The sequence below is a fragment of the Candidatus Obscuribacterales bacterium genome (assembly GCA_036703605.1).
Taxonomy (GTDB): domain Bacteria; phylum Cyanobacteriota; class Cyanobacteriia; order RECH01; family RECH01; genus RECH01.
Genome location: DATNRH010000697.1, coordinates 1 through 1,008, shown reverse-complemented (window position 1 = coordinate 1,008; position 1,008 = coordinate 1). Strand labels below are relative to the sequence as shown.

The following is a 1,008-nucleotide window of genomic DNA, read 5'->3' as shown; positions in this document are numbered from 1 at the left end:
GGAACGTTGCAGATAAGCGCTTGCAATGCATTGGCATTCTTGGCGTTTCCTTCTTTGCGCCGCGTAACCGGGACCCAACTATATATATTCACCAGCGCTGACGGCCTTTTGACCTTGGATATGCCTGTGTTTGAAGATGCCTCGACAGCTACCATATTTCGGGTTCAAGCCCGTAACTTGGTGACATTCAATATGCCGGCCCTTGTGCAAACCCACCCGACAAGTAGCATTTTGCTCAACCCTGCGGATGGCACCTTGCAGAATCTGGTCTTTGGTACCGCGGGCGTCACAAAACGGATTAGTACCACTCTAACTAGTACCAATCAAGCGCTCACAGAGGCAAGCGTCAACCGCGTGCTAGCGGTCCTTGTCAGCCTGGATGGGACAAACGGCACTACTCTGTGGGGTGCCGGTCATACGGTTAACCTTTCCGGCGGTACCTCAGCAGCGCCCTCGGGTCAAGGCGTCGTTGATGCGGGTATCTTGGTGGGGCGAGGCGCTACAGTGACAACCAATTAAAGATATGTTTTTGATAGAGTGGTTCTACGGACTTTTGGAGAGCTTGGGTCTGGCCAACAAAAAGGCGCGCCTCCTGTTTCTGGGCCTCGACAATGCGGGAAAAACCACGCTGTTGCGTATGCTGCGGGATAACTGTTTGAAGCAGCATGCACCTACCCACCACCCCACCTCGGAGCAGCTGGTGATGGGTGGTATTCAGATTCAGGCCTATGATTTGGGCGGCCACAAGGAGGCGAGGCGCCTTTGGAAGGACTACTTTAGCGCCGTAGACGGGATTGTCTTTCTGACCGATACTGCAGAGCGTGACCCGCAGCGGCTCCAAGACATGAGGCTTGAACTGGACGGGCTTCTCATCGATCCCGCCCTGGCCACAACACCCATTGTTGTGCTGGGAAACAAGATCGATATCCCTGGCGCCATGAGTGAGCCCCAGTTGAGGGACTACCTGGGGCTGCACCAAACCACAGGGAGAACGCACGATCCGGTCCC

The 1,008-nt window shown here is 55.2% G+C and carries 2 protein-coding genes; both read left to right on the top strand.

What is annotated here, in order from left to right:
- A partial coding sequence (locus V6D20_14725) for a hypothetical protein (protein HEY9817034.1) occupies positions 1 to 519 on the top strand: 519 nt, incomplete at its 5' end.
- A gap of 4 nt (positions 520 to 523) precedes the next feature.
- Positions 524 to 1,008, top strand: a 485-nt coding sequence (locus tag V6D20_14720; GenBank protein ID HEY9817033.1) for an ADP-ribosylation factor-like protein, incomplete at its 3' end; no start/stop codon positions are given.